The organism is Streptomyces sp. STAM6, from assembly GCF_054963715.1.
Genome location: NZ_JBUEFZ010000031.1, coordinates 1 through 21,373 on the forward strand (window position 1 = coordinate 1; position 21,373 = coordinate 21,373).

The 21,373-nt window shown below is 69.4% G+C and carries 25 protein-coding genes; 9 read left to right on the top strand and 16 right to left on the bottom strand.

Annotated features, from left to right (window positions below; genetic code table 11):
* The 7 genes from ACY34K_RS27070 to ACY34K_RS27100 all read right to left on the bottom strand — a co-directional run.
* Positions 1–782: SDR family oxidoreductase (locus tag ACY34K_RS27070; protein ID WP_462751612.1), on the bottom strand; the 782-nt coding region annotated here is incomplete at its 3' end.
* Position 783: 1 nt separating this feature from the next.
* On the bottom strand, positions 784–2,013 hold the full coding sequence (locus ACY34K_RS27075) for an acyl-CoA dehydrogenase family protein (protein WP_462751614.1): 1,230 nt from the start codon (positions 2,011–2,013) through the stop codon (positions 784–786).
* Positions 2,000–2,812 (bottom strand): enoyl-CoA hydratase-related protein, encoded by an 813-nt coding sequence (locus ACY34K_RS27080; protein WP_462751616.1) that lies wholly within the window; start codon positions 2,810–2,812, stop codon positions 2,000–2,002. Before ACY34K_RS27080 ends, ACY34K_RS27075 begins: the two co-directional genes overlap by 14 nt.
* On the bottom strand, positions 2,809–3,627 hold the full coding sequence (locus ACY34K_RS27085; protein WP_462751618.1) for an SDR family oxidoreductase: 819 nt from the start codon (positions 3,625–3,627) through the stop codon (positions 2,809–2,811). The genes ACY34K_RS27080 and ACY34K_RS27085 overlap by 4 nt, the downstream gene beginning before the upstream one ends.
* A gap of 226 nt (positions 3,628–3,853) precedes the next feature.
* The gene (locus tag ACY34K_RS27090; protein ID WP_462751620.1) at positions 3,854–4,546 is read right to left on the bottom strand and encodes a TetR/AcrR family transcriptional regulator; all 693 of its coding nucleotides are present in this window, start codon (positions 4,544–4,546) and stop codon (positions 3,854–3,856) included.
* 351 nt (positions 4,547–4,897) lie between these two features.
* Positions 4,898–5,551: an HAD family hydrolase gene (locus tag ACY34K_RS27095; RefSeq protein WP_462751622.1), complete on the bottom strand. Its 654-nt coding sequence runs from the start codon at positions 5,549–5,551 to the stop codon at positions 4,898–4,900.
* Positions 5,552–5,561: 10 nt separating this feature from the next.
* Positions 5,562–6,761 carry an acetyl-CoA C-acyltransferase gene (locus tag ACY34K_RS27100; protein ID WP_462751624.1) on the bottom strand — a complete coding sequence of 400 codons (1,200 nt, stop codon included), beginning with the start codon at positions 6,759–6,761 and terminating at the stop codon, positions 5,562–5,564.
* 210 nt (positions 6,762–6,971) lie between these two features.
* On the opposite strand from ACY34K_RS27100, the gene ACY34K_RS27105 reads away from it, so the two are divergent.
* Together ACY34K_RS27105 and ACY34K_RS27110 are read left to right on the top strand one after the other, a co-directional pair.
* Positions 6,972–7,802 (top strand): alpha/beta fold hydrolase, encoded by an 831-nt coding sequence (locus ACY34K_RS27105; protein WP_462751737.1) that lies wholly within the window; start codon positions 6,972–6,974, stop codon positions 7,800–7,802.
* Positions 7,803–7,849: 47 nt separating this feature from the next.
* Positions 7,850–8,734, top strand: coding sequence for an SCO6745 family protein (locus tag ACY34K_RS27110; RefSeq protein WP_462751626.1), 885 nt, complete (start codon positions 7,850–7,852; stop codon positions 8,732–8,734).
* 19 nt (positions 8,735–8,753) lie between these two features.
* Here ACY34K_RS27110 and ACY34K_RS27115 read toward each other — a convergent pair whose 3' ends face one another.
* Both ACY34K_RS27115 and ACY34K_RS27120 read right to left on the bottom strand, forming a co-directional pair.
* The gene (locus tag ACY34K_RS27115; RefSeq protein WP_462751628.1) at positions 8,754–9,677 is read right to left on the bottom strand and encodes an alpha/beta fold hydrolase; all 924 of its coding nucleotides are present in this window, start codon (positions 9,675–9,677) and stop codon (positions 8,754–8,756) included.
* Positions 9,674–10,300 (bottom strand): dihydrofolate reductase family protein, encoded by a 627-nt coding sequence (locus ACY34K_RS27120; protein ID WP_462751630.1) that lies wholly within the window; start codon positions 10,298–10,300, stop codon positions 9,674–9,676. Before ACY34K_RS27120 ends, ACY34K_RS27115 begins: the two co-directional genes overlap by 4 nt.
* A 491-nt stretch (positions 10,301–10,791) precedes the next feature.
* Between ACY34K_RS27120 and ACY34K_RS27125 the strand changes: the two genes are divergently transcribed.
* On the top strand, positions 10,792–11,316 hold the full coding sequence (locus tag ACY34K_RS27125; protein ID WP_462751632.1) for a GNAT family N-acetyltransferase: 525 nt from the start codon (positions 10,792–10,794) through the stop codon (positions 11,314–11,316).
* On the opposite strand, the gene ACY34K_RS27130 is transcribed toward ACY34K_RS27125, so the two are convergent.
* The 7 genes from ACY34K_RS27130 to ACY34K_RS27160 all read right to left on the bottom strand — a co-directional run bounded on the left by ACY34K_RS27130 (position 11,276) and on the right by ACY34K_RS27160 (position 17,567).
* Positions 11,276–11,752, bottom strand: a complete 477-nt coding sequence (locus tag ACY34K_RS27130) for an SAM-dependent methyltransferase (protein ID WP_462751634.1) — start codon at positions 11,750–11,752, stop codon at positions 11,276–11,278. The two genes, ACY34K_RS27125 and ACY34K_RS27130, sit on opposite strands and share 41 nt — an antisense overlap.
* 9 nt (positions 11,753–11,761) lie before the next feature.
* Entirely contained in the window at positions 11,762–12,988 is a 1,227-nt protein-coding gene (locus tag ACY34K_RS27135; RefSeq protein ID WP_462751636.1) for a glycosyltransferase, read from the bottom strand.
* Positions 12,989–13,103: 115 nt separating this feature from the next.
* On the bottom strand, positions 13,104–13,886 hold the full coding sequence (locus ACY34K_RS27140) for a VOC family protein (protein ID WP_462751638.1): 783 nt from the start codon (positions 13,884–13,886) through the stop codon (positions 13,104–13,106).
* A gap of 59 nt (positions 13,887–13,945) precedes the next feature.
* Positions 13,946–14,536: a dihydrofolate reductase family protein gene (locus tag ACY34K_RS27145; RefSeq protein ID WP_462751640.1), complete on the bottom strand. Its 591-nt coding sequence runs from the start codon at positions 14,534–14,536 to the stop codon at positions 13,946–13,948.
* A gap of 46 nt (positions 14,537–14,582) precedes the next feature.
* Positions 14,583–15,584 carry a GNAT family N-acetyltransferase gene (locus tag ACY34K_RS27150; RefSeq protein ID WP_462751642.1) on the bottom strand — a complete coding sequence of 334 codons (1,002 nt, stop codon included), beginning with the start codon at positions 15,582–15,584 and terminating at the stop codon, positions 14,583–14,585.
* Between the two features lie 335 nt (positions 15,585–15,919).
* Complete coding sequence (locus tag ACY34K_RS27155) at positions 15,920–16,651, bottom strand: hypothetical protein (RefSeq protein ID WP_462751644.1); 732 nt, start codon at positions 16,649–16,651, stop codon at positions 15,920–15,922.
* A gap of 121 nt (positions 16,652–16,772) precedes the next feature.
* Positions 16,773–17,567, bottom strand: a complete 795-nt coding sequence (locus ACY34K_RS27160; protein WP_462751646.1) for an alpha/beta fold hydrolase — start codon at positions 17,565–17,567, stop codon at positions 16,773–16,775.
* Between the two features lie 488 nt (positions 17,568–18,055).
* Between ACY34K_RS27160 and ACY34K_RS27165 the strand changes: the two genes are divergently transcribed.
* From ACY34K_RS27165 to bfr, 6 genes are all read left to right on the top strand, one after another.
* Positions 18,056–18,355 (top strand): DUF6506 family protein, encoded by a 300-nt coding sequence (locus ACY34K_RS27165; RefSeq protein ID WP_462751648.1) that lies wholly within the window; start codon positions 18,056–18,058, stop codon positions 18,353–18,355.
* Between the two features lie 42 nt (positions 18,356–18,397).
* On the top strand, positions 18,398–18,652 hold the full coding sequence (locus ACY34K_RS27170; protein ID WP_462751650.1) for a methyltransferase domain-containing protein: 255 nt from the start codon (positions 18,398–18,400) through the stop codon (positions 18,650–18,652).
* A complete protein-coding gene (locus ACY34K_RS27175) occupies positions 18,555–18,812 on the top strand; it encodes a hypothetical protein (RefSeq protein WP_462751745.1) in 258 nt (85 codons plus the stop codon). The genes ACY34K_RS27170 and ACY34K_RS27175 overlap by 98 nt, the downstream gene beginning before the upstream one ends.
* A gap of 564 nt (positions 18,813–19,376) precedes the next feature.
* Positions 19,377–19,799: an Hsp20/alpha crystallin family protein gene (locus ACY34K_RS27180; protein WP_462751652.1), complete on the top strand. Its 423-nt coding sequence runs from the start codon at positions 19,377–19,379 to the stop codon at positions 19,797–19,799.
* A 64-nt stretch (positions 19,800–19,863) separates the two neighbouring features.
* The gene (locus ACY34K_RS27185; protein ID WP_462751653.1) at positions 19,864–20,262 is read left to right on the top strand and encodes a DUF2267 domain-containing protein; all 399 of its coding nucleotides are present in this window, start codon (positions 19,864–19,866) and stop codon (positions 20,260–20,262) included.
* Between the two features lie 626 nt (positions 20,263–20,888).
* Positions 20,889–21,368 (top strand): bacterioferritin, encoded by a 480-nt coding sequence (bfr, locus tag ACY34K_RS27190; protein WP_462751655.1) that lies wholly within the window; start codon positions 20,889–20,891, stop codon positions 21,366–21,368.
* Positions 21,369–21,373 lie beyond the last annotated feature (5 nt).

The following is a 21,373-nucleotide window of genomic DNA, read 5'->3' on the forward strand; positions in this document are numbered from 1 at the left end:
TAGCCACCGATGCCGGCTCCTTGCCTGAACGGGATTGCGTCACCCAGCAGTTGCCCCCCGTCGATCACCACGGTCTCGCCGGTGATCCAGCTCGCGGCGTCCGAGACGAGGAAGGCGACCGCGGAGGCGATGTCGGCAGGCTCCCCGATGCGGCCCAGCGCCACCGCGGCGGACACCGCCTGCTCGTGCTCCTTCCAGAGAGCCTCGGCCAGCTTCGTGCGCACCACACCCGGTGCCACCGCGTTGACGCGGACCTTCGGCGAGAGCTCCAGGGCCAGTTGCCTGGTGAGATGGATCAATGCGGCCTTCGACGCGTTGTACAACCCGATGTTCGCCTCGGAGGCCATGCCTCCCACCGACGCGGTGTTGACGACCGCACCGCCGTGCTCCCCCATCCAGGCGCGGGTGGCCAGCCCCGTCCACAGGACGGGCGCCCACAGGTTCACGTCGAAGGTCTTCGCGAACCGACCGTGGTCCTGGTCGATGACCGGCCCGAAGGCCGGGTTGGTGCCCGCGTTGTTGACGAGGATGTCCAGGCTGCCGAAGCGCTCCAGCGTCAGATCCACACAGCGCTGGGCCGCCTCTTCGTCGACCGCGTGCGCACCGACGCCGAACGCTGTGCCCTTGACCTGGGCCGCGGCGGCGTCGGCCGCCTCCTGGGACCGCGACGTGAGGACGACGTTCGCGCCGGCCACGGCGAGGGCCTGGGCGATCGCCAGCCCGATACCGCGCGAGGCCCCGGTGACGACGGCGGTGCGACCGGTGAGATCGAGTCCCGCCATCTCAGCTCACCGCCGTCGTCGCCGCGTCGCGGTACTGCCGCAGTTCCTGCTTGGCGATGGCCCGCTTGTGGACCTCGTCGGGGCCGTCCGCCAGCCGCAACGTCCGCAGAGCCGCGTACATCATCGCCAAGGGGAAGTCATCGGTCACGCCCGCTCCCCCGTGGACCTGGATCGCGCGGTCGACGATCTTCAGCGCGATGTTGGGGGCGGCCACCTTGATGGCCGCGATCTCGGTGCGCGCTTGCTTGTTCCCGACCGTGTCCATGAGGTACGCGGCTTTGAGGGTGAGCAGGCGGATCATCTCTATGTCGATCCGCGCCTCCGCGATCCAGTCCTGGATGTTGGACCGTTCGGCAACCGGACTGCCGAAGGTCACCCGCGACTGCGCGCGCCGGCACATCAGCTCCAGCGCACGCTCGGCCGCGCCGATGGCCCTCATGCAGTGGTGGATACGACCGGGCCCGAGCCGGGCCTGGCTGATCGCGAAACCCTCGCCCTCGCCCTTGAGCAGGTCCTTGGCCGGCACCCGGACGTTCTCGAAGATGATCTCCGCGTGGCCCTCGCGATCCGCGTACCCGAACACCGGGAGGTTGCGGACCACGGTGACCCCGGGGGCGTCGATCGGGACGACCATCATCGACTGCTGGCGATGTGGGGCCGCCGTGGGGTCGGTCTTGCCCATCACGATGAGCACCTTGCAGTTCTTGTGCATCGCGTTGGAGGCGAACCACTTGCGGCCGTTGAGCACGTACGCGTCGCCGTCGCGCTCCATCCGCAGCTCGATGTTGGTGGCGTCGGAGCTGGCGACACGCGGCTCGGTCATCGCGAAGGCCGAGGCCATCGTTCCGTCGAGGAGGGGCTTGAGGTACTTCTCCTTGTGCTCGTCGCTGCCGAACAGCGTGAGCACTTCCATGTTGCCGGTGTCGGGCGCGTTGCAGTTGCACGCCTCGGATGCGATGTGGCTGCGGCCCATGATCTCCGCCAGCGGCGCGTACTCGAGATTCGTCAGGCCCGGGCCCCACTCCGGGTGCGGGTGGAACAGGTTCCACAGTCCACGCCTGCGCGCCTCCGCCTTGAGTTCCTCGAGAACCGGCGGGTGGAAGTGCGGGTCACCCGACGCGTGCATCTGCTCGTGGTACAGCGCCTCGGCGGGGTAGACGTGCGCATCCATGAACTCGAGCAGATCCGCACGGTATTTCTCGGCGCGGTCCGACATCTCAAACAGGGACATCCGAACTCCTGACGGGTAGAGAGGGAAAGGCGGGCGGGCGCTTGTCCAGGTGGCTGGCCACGCCTTCGACGACGTCCGACCCGCGGAAGGCCTGGAGCATGAGGTCTTCCGCCCGGGTCACGGAATCGGCGTAGGTGCCGTCCGCGTCGTTGTTCAGTTGGCTCTTGATGGTGGCCATGGATGCCGGGGAGCAGCGCCTGGCCAGATCGGCGGCGTAGTCGACAGCGGCATCCACCACACTGCCGGTGGGGACCAGGTGGTCGAGGAGTCCGACACGGAATGCCTCTTCGGCGTCCACCATGCGGCTCGACAGCAACAGGTCCGCTGCCCGGCTGTGCCCCACCAGCCGGGGCAACAGCCAGGAGATCCCGTACTCGGCGATCAGCCCGCGTTGCGCGAATGCCGTGGTGAACCGGGCCGAGGGCGAGCCGAGGCGAACGTCGCAGTAGAGCGCCTCGACCATGCCCAGGCCGGCGGCCACCCCGTTGATCGCTCCGATCAGGGGTTTGCGCAGGGTTCGCGGAACGTCCCGCGGACGGCGCAGGGCTCGGTCCGCGTCGGCGACCTCGCCGACCGCCCGCAGCCGTTGCAGGTCGGCTCCGGCGCAGAACCCGCGTCCCGCGCCGGTGACGACGACGGCGCGTACGTCCGGGTCGCCCTCGGCGGCGTCGAGCAGTGCGACGTAGCGGTCCTCGAGTTCGTCCGTCCAGGCGTTCAGCTTGGCGGGCCGGTTGAACGTGAGCACCAGCACCGGCCCCCGGTGTTCGGCGAGGACGAGCTCGCCCGGCGCGCCGGTCATGCCTGAGCCGTCAGGGAACCCTGGTACCGGCGCATTCCGCGCAGCCACCGGTCGTAGTCCGAGCCCTTGTGCCGGTACATCTCAAGAACGTCTTCGTGGGGCAGGACAAGGAAGCGCTCGTCCTCGATCGCGGTCAGGACGACGTCGGCGACTTCGGCCGGCTCCAGGACGTCACCGGCGGAGGTGACGGCCCGCGTCGCCGCTCTTCCCAGCGCGTCCCCGGAGTTTTCCCCGGAGAACAGCAGCTTGGTGTTCACCCCCATAGGGCACAGGCAGCTGACGCGCACCCCGCGATCGCCGTAGGTGACACTCAGCCATTCGGCGAAGGCGACGGCCGCGTGCTTGGTGACGGCGTACGTGGCGGAGCCGATCTGGGTGAGGAGTCCGGCCGCGGAGGCCGTGCTGACGAAGTAGCCCTCACCGCGCTCGAGCCAGCGCGGTACCAGCAGCCTTGCCGCACGGATGTGGGCTCGCAGATTGACGTCGATCGAGCGGTCCCAGTCCTGCTCGCTCGCGTCGAGGCCGGGCGCCCCGACGATGCCCGCGTTCGCGAAGTAGAGATCGACCGGTCCGAAGGTGCTTTCCGCCAGGTCGACCAGTTGCTGGATCTGCTCGGTGTCCGACACGTCCGCGCCGGCGCTGACGGTGCTCCCCGGATGGTCGGCGTTGACTCTCTCCGACGCCGCCCGGGCGCTGTCCGCGTCGAGGTCCGCGACGACGACCCGGGCGCCCTCTTGCGCGAGCCGTGCGACCAGCGCGCTGCCGATGCCTGCGCCGCCCCCGGTGACGACGGCAACTCTTTGTGCAACGTTCACAGCGAACCCTCTCGGTGGTGGCGGGTGGGCGAGGCGGGGGCGTGGCCCCGAGATCGCGGAACCGTGTTCTGGCGATCTGTATAGTTGAATCCGACGTCAACTTCAATAGGTGGGTGTGTGGCACCCCGCCGAGGAACGGCCTCCGACCGGCCCTGCAAAGGAGGTGGGAAAAAGAAGAGCACCCGGCGGCACCGGGTGCTGTGGAGTGGGCGGTCCGGCCGCTGGGTCAGCGGGGGCCGGGGAAGCGGAGGGCGTTCGCCCAGAGCCGGGTGACCGTGGACACGAGCTCCTCGAAGTCCACCGGTACCTCGTCGTCTTGCCGTTCACCGAGCACGAAGGCGTTGTAGGCCATGACGCTGACCATGCCCGACAGCGCACGGGAAGCCATCATCGGATCGACCTCGCGGTCTGCGACCCCGCGCGCCTGCAGATCGGCGATGCCGCGGGCATTGCGGCGGATGAACGCGTCGGCGCGCCGGCGCCGGAACTCACGGAATTCCGGCTCCACTTGGGCGACCTGTTCGAGCAGTCCCATCAGCTTGGCGTTGCGTTTGTACGCCTCGAGATACGCGCGATTGCTCGCCTCGAGTACCGCATAGGGATCATCGGTGCCCTGCACCCGGCCCATGCCGGGATGCATCATGTCCTCCTGCGCCTCCAGGAGGACGGCGGCAAGCACCTCTTCCTTGTTGGCGAAGTAGGTGTAGAAGGATCCCGCCGCGCACTGAGCCTCTTTGGTGATGTCGGTCAGGCGGGTGTCGAGGTAGCCGTCCCGTTCGAACACCTTACGCGCGGCCTTCACCAGAGCGGCCCGGGTCCGAGCTCCGCGCTTCGTCGCGGGCGGCTCGCGAAGGTGCGAGAGGGGCGCCATGGGCGGTGCGTGCTCGCCGTCGATCTCCTCGGGCGCAGTTGTCTCCATCCTCGGGACCTTACTTGAATCCGACACCACAATCACAAACCGGTCCACGCGTGGGGCACGGACTCACTGGTGGCGGGCGGCAACGTCGGCGGGCGCCGTGCCGTCGGTCGCCCGTACGGTCGATGGCCCGCTTGAGGATCTTCCCGGTCGGCCCCTTGGGCAGCGCGTCGACGAACCGGACGATGCGCGGGGTTCTCGGCTCGCCGAGAACGTACTCGACTCGGCCCGGGTGGACATCGTGTTGACCGGCACCACGACACAGCCCGCGGCCTGGATCCCGAGGTAGGCCTCCAGGCCCGGCATCGGCACCAAGTCCGCCGGCGGTATGACCGGATGACCGGATAACCGACCTCACCGCGCCCGGTCGCTGGATCGTCGGGTGGTGAGCCCGAAGCGTTCGGCGAGTTGGCGGCGGGTGTCGGCGGCGCTGGTATGCAGTACGCCCCCGATTCCGATCCGTGCCGCTCCATCGAGGTTCTGCCGCAGATCGTCGATCATGACGGCTTCCTCGGGGGCGATACCGAGGCGTTCGCATGCGATCGCGTAGATCCGCCGGGAGGGCTTGCGGATCCCGACCTCACCGGAGATGACGACCACATCGGCGACAGCGGCGAGGTCGACGCCGTCATAGGTTCCGGTACCGAACGAATTGGACACCAGCGCCACGGGACGGCCGGCGGCTCGGAGATCACCGAGCAGCGCGAGCATCTCCTGGTCGATCGACATTCCGGCCTGCATCCGGGCCGTGAGCCCCTCGGCCGCCACGTCGGCACCATGGGCACGGAGCCGTTCGGCGAAGCCCCGCTCGAAGGCCTCGGCGTCGATACGGCCGCACTCGTGGTCGGCCAGGAGAGTGCGTGATACCTCGTCCCGGCCGAGGAGGTCCAGCGGCAGGCGCGGGTCGCCGCCGAGCGAGGCGCCGAAGTCGGTGAATGCCCGCAACACACTGGAGGTGATGACCCCGCCGAAGTCCACGAGGACCGCGGTTCGCGCCTTGTCCGTCACGCTCGGCACCTCAGGCGACCTCGAACAGTCCGGCCGCGCCCATTCCGCCGCCGACGCACATCGAGATCACGACATACCGCACGCCCCGGCGCTTGCCCTCGACAAGGGCATGCCCCACCAGCCGGGCACCGGTCATTCCGTACGGATGGCCGACCGAGATGGCGCCGCCGTTGACGTTGAACCGCTCCGGGTCGATACGCAGTTCGTCCCGGCAGTACAGCGCCTGGGAGGCGAACGCCTCGTTGAGTTCCCACAGGCCGATGTCGTCGAGGGTGAGGTTGTGCTGCTTCAGCAGCTTCGGAATGGCGAACACCGGGCCGATGCCCATCTCGTCCGGCCCGCAGCCGGCGACGGCCATCCCCCGGTAGACGCCCAGCGGTTCCAGTCCGCGGCGCTCGGCCTCCTTCGACTCCATCAGCACCGACGCCGAGGCCCCGTCCGACAACTGCGAGGAGTTGCCGGCCGTGACACTGGAATGCGCAGTCACCTGACCGTGCGGCAGCACCGGAGCCAATCCGGCCAGGCCTTCGAGCGTCGTCGACGCGCGGTTGCCCTCGTCCCGGGTCAGGGTCACGGCCTCGTCCCGTACCTCTCCGGACTGCTTGTCCAGGACCTTCTTGACGCTGTCGAGCGCGACGATCTCCTGGTCGAACCGGCCGGCCTGCTGCGCGGCCGCGGTGCGCTGCTGTGACAGCAGCGCGAACTCGTCCTGGCGTTCCCGGCTCACACCGTAGCGTTCGGCGACGATCTCCGCCGTGTGCAGCATGGGCATGTAGAGGCCCGGCGCATGCTCGACCAGCCAGGGATCCGTCATGCGATGGGTGTTCATGTGGTCGTTCTGCACCAGCGAGATCGATTCGACACCACCGCCGACGGCGACCTGCATGCCGTCCGCGACGATCTGCTTGGCGGCCGTCGCAATGGCCATCAGACCCGATGAGCACTGCCGGTCGATCGTCATCCCCGACACGATGTCCGGAAGTCCGGCACGCAGAGCGGCCTGACGGGCGACATTGAAACCCGAGGACCCCTGCTGCACGGCGCAGCCGAAGATCACGTCCTCGATCTCGCCCCCCTCGAGCCCGGCGCGCCGCACCGCGTGCGAGAGAGCATGGGCGGCGAGTTCCTGCGCCTGGGTGTCGTTGAACGCGCCGCGGTAGGCCTTCCCGATCGGCGTCCGCGCCGTCGAAACGATGACTGCTTCCCTCATGTCGCCTCGCTGCTTCCTGTGGTCCGGTAGGTCCGGGGCTTCAGGGCCTGTACCGATGACCTCTCTTGGTCGCAGCGGTGACAGGGGTCAGCCTCGCGACCGGTATATTTGAATTCGGCGTCAAGTTCAACCGACGGCAGGTCTTGACAGCCCGCCCCCTCCCCTGGAAGGTACCGACCAGTCGGTACAAGAAGGTGAGTCGTGACTCGGCTGAGCATCTCCACCGCTGCGGGTGTGTTCGACGCGATCGCGGCGGGTCCGCCCGAGGGCCGCCCGGTGCTGCTGCTGCACGGCTTCCCGCAGACGGGGCTGGTGTGGCAACGGCAGATCGAGGCGTTGGCCGCGGACGGCCACAGGGTGGTGGCACCCGACCAGCGGGGGTACTCCCCCGGCGCCCGCCCCCCACGGCCCGGGGACTATCGCATCAGCCATCTCGTCGACGACGTGGTGGCGATCGGCAAGGAACTGGGCTGGGCGGCGTTCGACCTCGTCGGTCATGACTGGGGAGGCGCGGTGGCCTGGTGGACCGCGCACGCCCACCCCGGCCTCGTGCGTACCCTGACGGTTGTCTCGACCCCGCACCCCGGAGCTCTGGCCACCGCCCTGCGCACCGACCAGGATCAACGCAAACGCTCCCACTACATGATCGACTGGCGCGAAACACCCGCTACCGAAGAACGCATGCTCGCCCGCGATGCCCAAGAGCTTCGCGATGTCTACGCCGGCAGGGTCCCGCAGGACAGTGCGGACGCCTACGTACGCCACCTGTCCCGGCCGGGCGCCCTCACCGCGGCACTGAACTGGTACCGGGCCGGACGCCCCGACGGCGCGATCGGGGTCATCGACGTGCCCACGCTGTACGTCTGGAGCACGGAGGACAGCGCGTTCGGCAGGGCAGCCGCGCAGGAGACCGAGCGATGGGTCAGCGGGCCGTACCGGTTCGAGACGCTCCGGGGCGTCAGCCACTGGATCCCCGAGGAGGCGCCCGAAACCCTGAGCAGCCTGCTGCTCGAACACCTGCGAGCGCACGGCGAGTACTGAACCCGCAGCGCACGTCCCGTTCGTCGACTCTCCGAAGAGGTGACCCGATGCAGACTGCACGCGCGGCCTGGCGCCGTCTCGAGCCCGTCCACGCCATGATCTACTTCGTGCCCGAGGCAAGGCGGCGGTACGCGGACCTCGGCCTGAGCCGTCGCGCCGGGTACTTCACCTCTCGGAGCGCCGCGTTCGGCCGGGCGTCCGCCGAACTGGTCATCTCGACCTTCTACAACTTCAACCCGGAGGTCGTACGGCAAGCGGTCGACGGGGCGTGGGACGCGACGACGCCGCAGCAGGTGTTGGACGCGCGGTACGCCGCGGCGGGCGAAGCCCTGCGGCGGGCGAGAATCCACGAGTTGCCCCACTTTGACGAGGTGCGGGCCCTGACCCACCGGGCCGCCGAGGCGGCCTGCGAACACGCGCAGGGCCGCCCGCTGTTCGCCGCCCATGCCGCGCTGCCTTGGCCGGAGGAGCCGGTACTGCACCTGTGGCATGCACAGACACTGCTCCGTGAGTTCCGTGGCGACGGCCATGTCGCGTGCCTGTTGAGCGAAGGCGTCGGGGGCTTGGAAGCCCTGGTTCTGCACGCCGCGACCGGTGAGGTTCCCGTCGACTTCCTCAAGGCGAGCCGCGCTTGGCCCGAGGAGGAGTGGACCGGCACCCAGGAGCGCCTGCGCGAGCGAGGTCTCCTCGACGGCGACTCCCTCAGCCCGGAAGGCGTACTCCTGCGCCGGCACATCGAGGACCGCACCGACCGCCTGGCCCTGCCCGCCTACGCGGCCCTGGGTGACGCCGACTGTGAACGTCTCGCCGAACTCGCGAGCCCCTTCGGCCGCGCCGTCCTGGAAGCCGGCCTTCTCAGTCTCGGCCGAACGGGTCCTCATCCCTTCGCCGCGCGGCCGTCGTCAGCCACCTCGCCTTCGACGGCAGCCTGATCCGGACCGGCATTGGCTCTTATCGCCCGGCCCTGACGGCGCGCCGCCGGGTTGAGCCTCCGAGGTTCACTGCTGGGGGAGGCCAGACCCGCTCGGCACCGGCCGTTCTCTGTCCGAGCGTGAGCATCGCCTCGGTGACCGCCGCATCGGGGATCGCGGTGGCTGCCTCATCGAGGACGAGCAGCCGTGCCCCGGGGATCTCGCGCGCGATCGCCTCGCCGTTGCCGACGGGGAAGAACCGGTCGCGGCGGCCGTGGACGACGAGCGTGGGGACGTCGATCTCGGGCAGGCGCTCGCGCCAGCGGGGTGTGCAGTCGAGCCTGGAAAACACCATGCCCATCTGGTTGGCCATCTGGACCGGGGGCGCGGTGCCGGGCGTGCGGTCCCAGATGCGCGCGGCGATTGCGCGCGCGGCGACGGGGTCGTCGCCGAGGATCTCCGCGCCGGCGGCGGCGAACGCCGCAACCGCCTCGCGGTCGGTCCAGTCGGGCATCGGACGCGTGAACAGCCGGCTCATCGTCGCCCGGTCGTGGTCGGGGAGGTCGTCGTCGGGCGGGCCAGGGGCGACCGCGCGGGTACCGACCAGGGTGAGCGCCGAGAACGCGTCCGGATGGTCGAGCACGGCCACCTGGGCGACCATCCCGCCGACGCCGATCCCCGCGAGGTGCGCAGGCCCCCCGCCGAGCGCGTCGACGAGGGCCGCCGCGTCGGCGGCGAGGTCGCGCAGGGTGTAGGCGGGCGCCTCCGGATCCGTCGTGGTCGACTCCCCGCTGTCGCGCAGGTCGTAGCGCACCACACGGCGCCCGCCGGCGGCGAGGCCCTCGCAGAGCGCGTCGGGCCAGGAGAGCATGGTCGTCCCGCCCGCGAGCAGGACGAGTGGCGCGTCGTCGTCACCGAACGACTCGATGCCCAGGGCGATCTCATGGGCGTTGGCGGTGGTCATCGGATCACCCCAAGGACGTCGTAGGTCAGGTGCGTCGCGGTCGATGTCGGGATCACGCTCCGCTGCACCAGCGTGCGCGGCGCTGTGCGGGTGAACAGTGGTGTCCCGGCGCCCAGCACGACGGGCGCGAGGTGCAGGGTCAGCGCGTCGACCAGCCCGGCCTCCAGTGCCGAGCGGATCGTGGCGGCGCCCCCCATGAGGACGACGTCGATGTCCTTGCCGCTGTCCGACGACGCCGTCTCGGCGCGTGCGCGCGCGGCGGTGACGGCGTCGGGCAGACCGGTGGTGACGAACGTCCAGTCGAGGTTGGTTGTCCGCACCGACTCCGGCGGCGAGCTGGTCACGACGACGAACGCGGGGTTGCCGACCTCGCCGGCGCCGTAGCCGACGTTGTCGTCCCAGCCGTTCGGCCCGTCGACCACGTCGAAGAGGTGCCGGCCGAGGACGACGGCGCCCGAGCGGGCGGTCCCCTCGCGCAGGACCCGGAGGTCGTCGGGGTCGTCGGAAAACGCCCACGTGTGCAGCGCCTCGCCGCCGGTGCCCAGACCGTTGTCCGGGCCGGGGTCGGGCCCGGTGACGAAGCCGTCGAGAGAGACCGAGATGTCAGCGATGATTCGAGTCATGTCAGGGCAGACCCGATCCGCCGCCCAGACTCATCGCTCAGGCATGAAACGTGTGGCAGGTGCGACCTCGAAGGCACGGCGCCGCGCGAGGCGCCACGCCGGCCGTACAGAGGACGATCACCCCCGAGCACCCAGGGCATACGCGCAGGTCAAGGGGTTTGGTCTCCTGGGTGCGTGCACGGGCCGGCTGAAGAGTTGAGCCGCGCGTCCGTGAGGGCGCTGGAGCCTGCTGGTCCTGGCAGCCGGCTTGTCGGAGAAGTACAGGTCAGGCGACGGTTTGGAGGTCACGGGCCGGTGCGGCTGGAGGCCGAAGGCTCGCCAGATCCGTGCCACCGACGACTGCGACGGCCCCTTCTCCTTCGTCATCGACCGAGTCGACCAGTGTGTTGTGCTCTTCGGTGTGGACTGGTCGTCGTAAGTGCCCGTTTTCCTCCGGGAGACCGCTGGCGGCCGGTCGCTGCAGGGGCGGACGCCTGTGCGAAGATCACGGCGTGAACGACCTACGCTTCCGTCTCGCTGAGGACGCCGACCTTGCCGCTGTCGTGGCCCTGCGCGATGACGCTGCCCGCTGGATGCTCGCCCAGGGCGTCACTGGTCAGTGGCGGCCCGGTGAGCTGGGCGGGGACCACTTCCGCCGGATCATGGAGAACGGGGAGGTATGGCTCGCGGAGGCTGCCGATCGTGTGGTCGGGGCCTGGGAGCTCTGGTGGGAGGACGAGGACGCCTGGGGGCTACAGCCGCCGACGGCCGGCTATGTGCACCGGCTGATGGTGGACCACAGCAGGGTCCCGCCCGGGACGGGGCGGCGGCTTCTGCGAGTCGCGGAGCGGCGCGTGGCCGGGACGGGCCGACCGTTGGTACGTCTGGACTGCCTGGCCGGCAACGCCCGCCTGAATGCGTACTACCTCAACGCCGGCTATCAGGTTGTCGGACGCAAGGAGGGCAAGCCGCAGCCGGGCGGTACATCCAAGTCGTTCACACTCTTCGAAAAGTCCATACGGAACGCAGGGGAATAGGAGTCGCCTGCCCTCGTCGTGGTCGGCGTCGTCCAGCAGTCCTTGGTCCTCGTGACGGTCCTGAGGGTCGGCGCCGTCGGCTGCGAGGCCGACGATCCGGCCGGGCTGTAGGGCCGAGAACAGCCTGGTGGCAGGTCGAACGACGGCGCGGAGTGAAGTCCGCGGCTGGCTGGCGGTGAAGGACGAGGCGCTGCTGGACGCCGTGTCGGCTCGCTGCCCGGCGGTCCTGGGTCAGGGCGGCTTCGGAGGTGTCGACGCCCTCGGCGTGCAGGTGCGGGCGCGTCGCCAGGGCGCCCAGCAACCATTCCGCTGTGCCGCATCCGAGGTCGAGCGCCCGCCCGTCGCATCGTGGAAGGCCGCGTTCGAGCAGCCGGCTGACCGAGTCGTCGTCGAGCGGAGACCTGAGGGGGTGGTCCGCGTGGGCGATCCTGGGCATCTTCGCGGTTCATCGGCGCTGCGTGCCCCCGTCGAGGAGCAGCTTCGCGGCCACCTTCGTCCCATCGGTACGGATCGTGTCGGCGACGGCCTTCGCCCGTGCTGCCGTCTCGGGGGTCAGGGTCGTTTCGAGCGCGGCTGACAGGGACTCGAAGGTCGGGTGGGGACCGTTGTGTGCCGCGCCGATGCCCAGCTCGGCCACGCGGGCGGCCCAGTGCGGCTGGTCCACGAACTGGGGTACCACCACCTGGGGCGCTCCGGCTCGGGCGGCCGTGGTCGTGGTGCCTGCGCCGCCGTGGTGGACGACGGCCGCGACGCGGCCGAACAGGGCCTGGTGGTTGACGTCGCCGACGGCGAAGCAGTCGTCCGAGTCGTCGATCAGTCCCAGGTCTGCCCAGCCGCGGGAGACGAGTACGCGGCGGCCCTGCGTGCGGACCGCTTCGACGGTGGTCCGGGCGACGTCCGTCGCCGTGCGCATGGGCATGCTGCCGAACCCCACGTACACCGGTGGTGTCCCGGCGTCCAGGAACGCCTCCAGATCGGCCGGCAGCGGGCGTTCGTCGGGCAGGATCCACGCGCCGGTCTGCAGGAGGTCGAGGTCCGTCAGGTCCTGCCACGGTGCGAGGACCGGGTCCGCCGCCAGCCACGGCCGGTCGGCGAAGACGTGGTCGCGGACGTTGTCCACCGGGGGCAGGCCGATGGCCGCCCGGTGGGCGTTGAGCGGCGTCAGGTACAGCGCGTTCACCTTGTGGATGTCCAGGTCCCACAGGGCACGATTGTCGGTCGGGTCGATCACGTCGGTCGACAGCAGCGGGCCCGGCCGCGGCGACGGAAGGTAGTGCGTGGACGGCATCTCGAACGGGTGGAAGCAGGCGTACACGTAGCGGATTCCCAGCTTCTCGGCCACCGACCGTGCGCCGGCGGGCATCAGGCCGCTGGCCACCAGCACGTCGCATCCCTCGGCCGCCTGGGCGACCGTGTCGAAGTGCTCTGCGACCAGCTCGGCCGCGAACTCGGTCGCGAAGCCGGGCGACGGCGGCGTCCCGGTCACCAGCGGGCGTACCGCCCGGCCGAACGGCACGTGCTGCACGCCGATGCCGGCCAGCATCTCCGCGAACTCTTCGTCCGGAGGTGCGCACACCCGTACGTCCGCGCCGAGCTCCCGCAGCTGTGCCGCGAGTGCGGCCGGGGGCATGATGTCGCCGCGTGACCCGTAGGCCATGATCAGCACACGCATCTGTCATTCTCGTTTCTGTGGATGCCGGCCTCGGCCGGCGATGGGTGCGGCAGGGCCGGGTCTTCCGAGTCCTGGCGCACGCCCCTTGGGGCGGGTCCGTGTATGGCGGTGTTGGTCAGCGGGCCCAGGGCAGTTCGCGGGTGTCGTGGGTGCCGGGAACGGAGGCGACTCCGTCGGAGTGCATCGAGACGTGGGCCTCTGCCCGCTCCGGGGCATGGATCCGGCGGACGAGACCTGACGGCAGGATCAAGGTCTGGCCGGCCACGACCTTCTCGGTACGGCCGTCACATGTCACCTCCAGGGAGCCCGCGGTGACCGTCCAGACCTGCTCACGGCTGACGGAATGCTCGGGGCCGGTCTTGCCGGCCTCCATCGCGACGGCCCAGGTGCTGAGTTCGGTGCTTCCGCGGCTGGGGGCCGCCAGGCCGGTCATGGTGGCGTTCGGGGAGACGGTGACGTGGTCGGGCGAGGGAGTGATCACGGATACGGGAGTGTTCTCACCCGCGGCCGTGGGCAGGTCGGCAGCGGCCCATTCGACGAGCTGGACGACGACGCCGTTGGGGTCGGTCATCTGGAACAGCCGCTCTCCCCACGGCTCTTCCCGGAGGGGCATCGTGATGGGGGCTCCCGCCGCGCGCAGGCGCGCCTCCTCCGCGGCGAGGTCGCGGGCCGTGAGCGCGACGATCAGCCCGCCCGCCTCCCGGTCCCGCTGCTCGGCCGGCAGGACGTCGGTCCCCTTGCGGAGCAGGACGATGTCGACGGCGGCGTCCTCTCGGGTCAGCGAGCAGAAGCCGTCGTCGGCCATGGCCACTTCGTAGCCGAGGTGAGTGCGGAAGAAGTCACGGGAGGCGTCGACGTCGGCGACGGTCAGGGAAACGGTGGAAGCGGACACGTGCATGGAAGCTCCTTGGAAGGTGCGCGCTGTCGTGAGTGGGTGCGGGGGCATCGGCAGGCTGCTCAGGTCTCGCCGTCCGTCGAGGGCAGCGCCTTCGAGAAGGTGGAGATGGTGAGGCCGGAGTCGAAGGTCCGCGTGGCGGTCAGGGCGAAGTTCATCGGGGTGAAGGGGCCGTCGAACAGCGGAATGCCGGATCCGATGACGATGGGGTTCCGCTTGATGATCAGTTCGTCGATCTCATCGCGCAGGACGGCCGCCAGCTTGCCGCCGCCGCACAGCCAGATCCCCATGCCGTCCTGGTTCTTGAGCTCGCGGACCAGCACGACGGGGTCCTCGACGACGGTCACCGCCGGGTCGGGGCTGGTGAGCGTGCGGGAGACGACGTACTGCGTGAGGTGGGCGTACAGGCTGGTCAGCCCGATCTTCAGGCCCGGCTCGTAGATCCCGCGGCCCATGATGACCGTGTCGAACCGCTGGGCGGCCCAGTCGGCGACGCCGAACGGCTCACGCGCCGGGGTGGGCCTGGTCTCGGGGAAGCCCGCCAGGATCGCGGTGGCTTCCTCACCCTCGAAGGGGAGGAAGTCGTATGCGCCGTTGGGCCCGGCGATATAACCGTCCGGCGTGGCGGCGACATAATAGGTCAGCTTACGCATGGGCCTCCCGCTTCTTCGGTACGGATATGAGTGCGGGTACGGGGGATCAGGTCGCGGGCACGTCGAGCTGGAACTCTCGCGTGCGCCGGTAGGAGCGGAACCCCAACCGGTGGTTGACGGCCAACATGTGGACGTTGTCCTCGGCGTTGTCCGTCTCGATCTCGACGACGCCGGGGTACTCGCCGCGCAGTCGCCGCACCATGGCGGCCTTGACCCACACCCCGAGGCCGTGGCCGCGGTGCGAGGGCACGACGGCCGTGTCGTACTGCTGGGCACGCGGCGCCGTCCCCTGGGGGAGCAGGATCTCGGTGTAGCCGGCCATGGTGCCGTCGTCGTGGACGGCGGCGACGGTCAGGAGGGTGTCTCCGCGATCGGCGATCACCTTGGCCATGGCGCGGACGCGATGGGCGTCCCACGCCACGTCGCCGTAGTCCAGGTCTCCGACGGGCATGTCGTTCATCGCGTTCTTGGCGACGGCGAAGGCGTCGGCGAGGTCGTCGGGAACCGTTCCGGTCCAGCCGGCCAGCCGGTAGCCGGGGTGCTCGGCATCGGCGATCCGAAGCAGGTCGGCCTCGTTCATCCGGTCGACTCGCAGCAGGAGGTGAACCAGCGTCAGTGCCCGACGGCAACCCTTCCGTTCGCTGAACGCTTCGCCCGGGCTGTCGGCGGCGGCTGCGCCGATCAGGCTGCGCCGGTTCTCTGCTCGGCAGGCCGACACGACCGCCGACAGCAGGAGGGAGCCGGTTCCCCGGCGCCGGTGCGCGGGATCGACGTGGAGTTCCAACTCGGACAGGTGCTCCTGGCCCGGGGAGGTGAACAACCGCAGGCCGGCCACCCCGACCGGGACGCCGTCCGCTCCAGCGGCCAGCCAGGTCAGCCGGTGGCTGCCCAGGGCGGGCTTGGTGAGCTGCGCGTGGATCTGCCGGGGTTCGGGCGGCGGTATGCCAGGCAGGTCGTGGGCCATCGAGGCGGCGACGACCTGATGCCAGGCGGCCGCCTCGGTGACCGAGACGTGCTGGAGCGGACTGACGTGGACGTGCTCGGACAAGGTGATGACTTTCGTGGTAGAGGTGGGGTCGTACTTCGGGATGCCGCGAAGGCGTGCTTTCGTCAGCCGAAGAGTCGTAATAGGGGCGGTCGTGAGGCTGCGTCAGGCCGTTGTGTCCGGACTCCAGCGGTTCGAGAGCGGCGTAGGCGCGGTTCGATCACCGCTGGGTTATCGATGGGGGCCGGGGGCCGGTGGAGCTGCGAGACATCGAGATCTTTCTGGTGCTGGCACTCCTCGGTAAAGCCCTGCGAGACGGGTCCCATTACACCGTGGTCCTCACGCACGCTCAGTCGATCCGCCTCCTCCGCAGTCTCGAGACCGGAATCGCATCGAACCTATAGCTGCATAAGGGTGTTGAGCCCCTCGTGGCCAACGCCGGGCTCGCTGAGAGCGAGCCAGCCACAGCCGCGCATTCGGGTGGAGTCACCGATCTCGCTGGGATCAACCGACAACTGACCACACGCCTCAGCTACACCCGCCATGCCCGCATTCGGCTCGGCGTCGTCCGACTTCGGATCGAAGACGTTGTCGTTGACCCGCAGTTCCTCCCATGGAAGCGGGTCGCCGATCCACTCAGGGCTGCTCTCCGCCGCGTAACGCCGACGGATCCGGCCCTTCTCGGCGACCACCCAGATGTCCGCGCCCCCCGCCGAATCCTCGTAGAACATCTGCGCGACCCCGCAGGAGGCGCTCAGCCGTTCCACCGCGCCCATCCAGTCGTCCCAGTCGATGCCTATCAGATCAACGAGGTTGCCGAAGATCAGGCGCCAGCCGTCCAGTTCGGGCGTGACGAAGGTGGGCAGCGCACCTCGACGCCACGGCAGCTCCTCCACTTCGGAGCCTTCTTCGAGTGAAACGGGGAACCGGTCATGCAGGCCGAGCGCGTCGAAGAGACCTTCGTACGTCTCGCCAGGGACCGCGTACCACCAGCCGCGAGGATCCAGCGGAAAGGGGTTCTCGTTACTGGACTTGATGCACGCTCGGCGCTCCAGCAGCATCCTGTCACGCGCGTCGAGGCGGTCTGTCAAACCCGTGGCGATCAAGTCGCCCAGCCTGCTGTAGGTCACGCCGGTGATTCTATGCAAGCAGGTGAACAAGCCAGTACCCCGAGCTGTGACGAGTACTCAAGCCTGACTTCGCGATCTTGCGCCCGGACCGCGCCGCGGCGGCCAAGCGTGGTTGCGACAGTCATGTGCGGCCGCGGAGTAGCGGCCTGATGGTCCGGACGAGCTCCTCCGGGTGGTCGAACTGCGGTGTGTGCGAGCCGGGTGTCCGTACCACGTCGAACCCCGCCCGCCCGGCGAGCCACGCGGCGACCTCGTGGAAGAAGCTTGGTGAACTGTCGCTGACCAGGGCATGGGCGGGTGTGGTGATGGCGGCGAGCGCCGCATCGTCAGGGTGGTAGGCCTCGAACGTGCCCAGCTCCATACCGACCAGCGTCTCGCCGTTCGATGTGATTCTGCCGCGCAGGTCCGTGGGCAGACGGTCCCAGACCGCATCGCCGACCGCCAGGCGGAAGAAGCGGTCGACACCTCCCGGAGGCCCGCCCTGTGCCATCCCCTCCTGAATGGCCGCGGCCACGCCTGCCTGAGCCGCCGGGTCGTCCACCACCGAGATCATTGGAAGCTCGTGCAACACCGCGGCGCGGACAACGTCAGGCCGGCGGATCAACAGGTCGAGGGCAAAGATCGCCCCGTAGCTGTTGCCGTACACGGCGGCGGGAGCGAGCCCGAGCCCAGAGAGAAGCGCCGCCGCGTCGTCGGCCTGCTCCGCGACCGACGTCGTCTCCCAGCCGTCGGGACGGGCACTTCGCGAGTTGCCTCGCCGGTCGTAGGTGAGCACGGTGAACTCATCGGCGAGCAGGTCCGCGACGCGTTCGAAATGTCCGGCATCACCGGCCGCGCCGGAGATGAACATCACCGATGGGCCGGTGCCCCGGAGCTCGTAGTAGATGTCTGCCCCATTGACGGCGATCGACGACACAGCGACCTCCTCCACTCGGTACTCGGCCCACCCGGCACCGCAGGATGCTGCCAGTTCCCCCGGTACGGCGGACGGGGCGCGGCGAACGGTGTCACCTGGCGGTGGGCGCGTCGAGCGGCCGAACGGCAGTGGTTTCTGCTCCGTCCGCCCGCGCTTTCGTACGCGTGCATCTGTGGGTGCTGCCTTCTGGCGGGCGATGTTCGACCAGCCATGGCGCGCGATCGCGGGCGGGTTCAGCGCCGGGCCGACGTAGTCCCGCGGCGGCGCGCACATGCCGGTAGAGCGTTGAGGGCTGACGGGGTACCAGCTGTGCCGTGGACGTTTGTCTCCCGTACCGTCGCGAGGTCGACGTCGGCCCACCCTGAGTAGTTGTCCTGCCAGCATGCGCAGTGCGACGCGGATCACTCTTGGATTGTTCGCGATCCAGGCCGTTTCCGCGCCGCCTCTGCTTGGCTGGGAGCTCTGATGATCACAGGAGGTCGATACGCATGGCGCTCACGCACTGGGGATTCATCTACACGGCGGACGGCAGCGCGGCAGGTGGCGATGTCAGCGTCGTGGACACGGGTACATGCCGCAGTGTGTTCGTCGGTGTGGAGAAGCCCGAGGAGGGCATCGAGGTCGCGCGCCGCCTGGTGGGCGAGGGCGTACAACTGATCGAACTGTGCGGTGGGTTCGGTCCGGTATGGGCCGGGCGTGTCATCGAGGCGATCGACGGTGCGGTCCCGGTGGGCACGGTCGGCTATGGGCCCGAAGCGGTCGATCAGGTGCACGCGATCTTCTCGTGAGGTGTCGAGGAGGCGAAACCGCGGGCACAGGCGGCGGACGCCATGGAGCAGTCGCTGCCGCGAAGCCCCTGCCCCCTCCTGGACATCGCGTGCGGCACGGGCATCATGACCAGGACACTGCCGCGGGGGCTGCGCACGGGATTGGGCATCGACCGCTCGCCCGGGATGCCCGGCCCGGCCACCCAGCGGGTGCCGGGAGGTGCGATACGCGGCGATGCCGCGCGGCTTCCTGCCGTGTCAGGAGTGGGACGCCGTTGTGATCGTCCGGCTGCTGCATCTGCTGCCCTCCCGCGCTGAGGTACGGGCGGCGGCGGCCAGGGCGCCGCGGCCCGGCGGTGTGCTGATCACTACCGTCGACAAGGAAGACGCGCACTTCGCCGGGGACAGCGGCATTGCCCCGTCACTGAGCTGCGACGTCGGCACGCGCCTCGTGTGCCTCTTCGCTCCTCTTCGGTGATCGACGGGGCGGCCGAGCACGGTCTGTGGCGCTCATCGGCGAGGCCGTGCTCCGAGGCACTGGCCACGGCCGCAACCCGCGCCCGTGGTGGGAGGCGACCGAGGCAGGCCGGCTCGCCCGCCGGAGCCCGTGCAAAGGGCTCCGGCTGCGGGCGGGGAGTACGGACCTCGGTGGAGTCGACCGCGACGCCCCAGTCGAGGTCGTCCTCGCGGTCGGCCTGGGCGAGCACGGCGGTGCAGACCGTTTCCCAGGGTCTGTCGACGGCCCGGTTGCGCAGCCGGTTGTGGATGCCCTTCCACGAGCCGAAGTGCTCGGGCAGGTCCGTCCACGGGATCTCAGTGCGGTGATCGACGCGATCGCGTCGATCACCGACGGTGATCCGGCCGCCCCGCATCGAAGCCCGGTCAGGCGGCGACGGCTCGGTTTCTCGCCCCGCTCGGTCGAACGACCGGAACGCCAGTCAGGAGGCTGAAACTTGAGTCTGGCCTTGTCAAGTTTGTTCCGTCGAGCTATATAGCTAGTGGTTGCAGCGCACCAGCCATCCCGAGGAAAGGAGTGGTGACGATGCTGATGCGTACCGACCCCTTCCGTGAGCTGGACCGTCTGACCCAGCAGCTTCTGGGGACTGCCGCTCCCCCGGCGGCCATGCCCATGGACGCCTTCCGTGACGGCGACATCTTCGTCGTGGAACTGGATCTCCCGGGCGTCGACCCCGAATCGATCGACGTCGATGTCGAGCACAATGTGCTGAACGTCCGGGCCGAGCGCCGCGCCGGCGCGGGCGAGGATGCGGAAGTGGTGGTCTCCGAGCGGCCGACCGGCTCCTTCAGTCGGCAGTTGTTCCTCGGGGAGACCCTGGACACCGAGCGCATCGACGCCTCCCACGGCGCGGGGGTACTGCGGCTGACCATCCCGGTTGCCGAGCGGGCCAAGCCGCGCAAGATTGCCATCAGCGGCGACGGCGGCCACAGGCAGCTCACCGGCTGACCGGCGGCAAGCGGACGGGCCCGAGCCCCGCCCTCGCCCTCGTCGGCGGGACCGGAGGATTGCCATGCGCATGAAGTGGAACGCCTTCCTGGAGGCCGTCCAGGAACGAGGCGACTACCCCACACAAGAGGAAACCGAGCGGGCGGCCCGTGTCGTCCTGGGGCTGCTGGGTGCACACCTGGTGGGAGACGTACGGGCCGAGATCGCCGGACGGCTGCCCGAGTCGTTCGCGTTGGTGCTGCTCAACCCGCTCCAGGCCCGCGAACCACTGTCACCGAAGCGGTTCATCAGGGCCACCTCGGCCTGGATCGAAGGGGCCACCGAGCAGACGGCGACCTGGGACGTCAGCGCCGTGCTGAGCGTCGTTGCCGACATCGCCGGCGAAGAGCTGACCAGCCAAATCCTGCTGCAGCTGCCGCCGGGCTACGACCTTCTCTTCGGTCATCCGAAGCCAGTCCCCTGAGGGACGTGCAGAGGCGCGGCTGCGTATACGACGACAGCCGCCGAACTCACCCTGCGGTGGTCGGGTCGGTGCTCGCGCCGACCCGACCACGGCCATACTTCCCGAGCGCGTGGAAGGCAGCTTCGGCGTCGGGCGGCAGGCCCGGGGTACGCGGCGTGGGTGCGGCCGCCGTCGAGAACCTCGACGACGAGAGGGAAGTTTCGCCGCGGTAGCGGTCGCCATCGGTGTCCGAGTGCGAACTCCGTGACGGCGGCCGGCTTGCCGTGTGCGGTCAGGGAACTCCACACGCTCTCCGGCACGCGTTCGCGGAATCACGTACAGAGACGATGGCCACTGGCGTCGGGTCGGGTGAAAGGGTGACCGATACCGAGTTCCGTGCGTCGAGTCAGCCGGTGGGCGGGAGCGGCAGGCCACTTCTACGAATCTCACGCGGAAACGCCGACGAGCAGCGGTCGCGCACCGGTCGGGCACCGGAGGATGGACACCTCCGGGCATCACGCATACCCCGTCCCCGGCGCTGAGAACAGCAGGCCATGCGGTAAGGGCGCACTTACTGGATGTGATCAAGTTCGCGGCGCGAGGATGGATGCATCCGCCCCTCGTACGTGCGGAAGGAGCCCATTCTCATGAAAGGCGATTCCGAGGTTCTCGAATTCCTCAATGAGCAGCTGACCGCCGAATTGACCGCGATCAACCAGTACTTCCTGCACGCCAAGATGCAGGAGAGCTTCGGCTGGACGAAGCTCGCTGCTCACACGCGGCACGAGTCGTTCGACGAGATGAACCACGCAGAGATACTGACCGACCGGATCCTGATGCTGGACGGCCTGCCGAACTACCAGCGACTGTTCCATGTCCGCGTCGGGCAGACCGCCGGGGAGATGCTGCGGGCGGATCGGGAGGTCGAGGCGGAGGCCGTGGATCGCCTCCGGCGCGGCATCGAGACCATGCGGGGTAAGGGCGACGTCACATCGGCCAACATCTTCGAGTCCATCCTCAAGGACGAGGAGAACCACATCGACTATCTCGACACACAGTTGACGCTGCTCGACAAGCTCGGCGAGGCGCTGTACATCGCCCAGCTGGTGGAACAGCCGGACAGCTGAATCCG

Excerpts from the sequence above, each read along its gene's own strand:
- ACY34K_RS27140 (WP_462751638.1), bottom strand. The coding sequence starts at position 13,886 with ATGCACGTGTCCGCTTCCACCGTTTCCCTGACCGTCGCCGACGTCGAC.
- ACY34K_RS27110 (WP_462751626.1), top strand. The coding sequence starts at position 7,850 with ATGCAGACTGCACGCGCGGCCTGGCGCCGTCTCGAGCCCGTCCACGCC.
- ACY34K_RS27165 (WP_462751648.1), top strand. The coding sequence starts at position 18,056 with ATGGCGCTCACGCACTGGGGATTCATCTACACGGCGGACGGCAGCGCG.
- ACY34K_RS27120 (WP_462751630.1), bottom strand. The coding sequence starts at position 10,300 with ATGACTCGAATCATCGCTGACATCTCGGTCTCTCTCGACGGCTTCGTC.
- ACY34K_RS27185 (WP_462751653.1), top strand. The coding sequence starts at position 19,864 with ATGCGCATGAAGTGGAACGCCTTCCTGGAGGCCGTCCAGGAACGAGGC.
- ACY34K_RS27135 (WP_462751636.1), bottom strand. The coding sequence starts at position 12,988 with ATGCGTGTGCTGATCATGGCCTACGGGTCACGCGGCGACATCATGCCC.
- ACY34K_RS27090 (WP_462751620.1), bottom strand. The coding sequence starts at position 4,546 with ATGGAGACAACTGCGCCCGAGGAGATCGACGGCGAGCACGCACCGCCC.
- bfr (WP_462751655.1), top strand. The coding sequence starts at position 20,889 with ATGAAAGGCGATTCCGAGGTTCTCGAATTCCTCAATGAGCAGCTGACC.
- ACY34K_RS27180 (WP_462751652.1), top strand. The coding sequence starts at position 19,377 with ATGCTGATGCGTACCGACCCCTTCCGTGAGCTGGACCGTCTGACCCAG.
- ACY34K_RS27115 (WP_462751628.1), bottom strand. The coding sequence starts at position 9,677 with ATGACCACCGCCAACGCCCATGAGATCGCCCTGGGCATCGAGTCGTTC.
- ACY34K_RS27075 (WP_462751614.1), bottom strand. The coding sequence starts at position 2,013 with ATGTCCCTGTTTGAGATGTCGGACCGCGCCGAGAAATACCGTGCGGAT.
- ACY34K_RS27100 (WP_462751624.1), bottom strand. The coding sequence starts at position 6,761 with ATGAGGGAAGCAGTCATCGTTTCGACGGCGCGGACGCCGATCGGGAAG.
- ACY34K_RS27170 (WP_462751650.1), top strand. The coding sequence starts at position 18,398 with ATGGAGCAGTCGCTGCCGCGAAGCCCCTGCCCCCTCCTGGACATCGCG.
- ACY34K_RS27130 (WP_462751634.1), bottom strand. The coding sequence starts at position 11,752 with ATGCCCAGGATCGCCCACGCGGACCACCCCCTCAGGTCTCCGCTCGAC.
- ACY34K_RS27145 (WP_462751640.1), bottom strand. The coding sequence starts at position 14,536 with ATGCGTAAGCTGACCTATTATGTCGCCGCCACGCCGGACGGTTATATC.
- ACY34K_RS27080 (WP_462751616.1), bottom strand. The coding sequence starts at position 2,812 with ATGACCGGCGCGCCGGGCGAGCTCGTCCTCGCCGAACACCGGGGGCCG.